The 561-nt window shown below is 34.0% G+C and carries 1 protein-coding gene and 1 pseudogene; both read left to right on the top strand.

Annotated elements, in window-relative coordinates; all coding sequences use genetic code 11:
• Positions 1 to 165 (top strand): gamma-glutamylcyclotransferase (locus FUA24_RS26075; protein WP_148539591.1); only part of this gene is annotated, 165 nt, incomplete at its 5' end.
• Positions 158 to 561: pseudogene (locus FUA24_RS00405) on the top strand (RNA pseudouridine synthase); the annotation flags it as partial. The gene FUA24_RS26075 and the pseudogene FUA24_RS00405, both read left to right, overlap by 8 nt.

Here is a 561-nt window from a genome sequence, read left to right as displayed (position 1 = left end):
GAAGATTTTAAACCCAATAACCCTAGTAAGAGCCTTTTTATACGTCAAAAAGTTACAGTTTTTGCAAAAAACAATCGTGTTTACAATGCATGGGTGTATCTTTACAACCAAAATGTAAACCCACAAAACCGCATAGTTTCCGGAGATTTTTTAAAAGATGCCTAACCCTAAATTTACAGACACCCTTTTTCATCCGCTTCACAAACAAAATAAAACCGTAATACCTCGGTTATTCACGTTTCCTTTTTATTATGAACCACATACTTTAAGCATTTTAGCTGCTAAAGATTTACAAAACTACCTTGAGCATGAGGCTAATTTTAATCATAATTTTGGATTAAAACCTAATGCAGAAGGTTTAGTAATAGGGAAGATGTTTGGTGTTATGGTAGTTGAAAATGAAGCAGGCACTATTGGGTATTTAGCAGCTTTTTCAGGAAAACTAGCCGAAAGTAATTTACACAAAGGTTTTGTACCCACGGTTTATGACACGTTGAATCCTGAAGGATTTTATAAAATAGGCGAGCAGGAACTAAATGCCATTAATGAAAAAATAGAGGT

The sequence above is a fragment of the Seonamhaeicola marinus genome (genome assembly GCF_008085455.1).
This window is presented reverse-complemented; position numbering and strand designations above follow the sequence as displayed.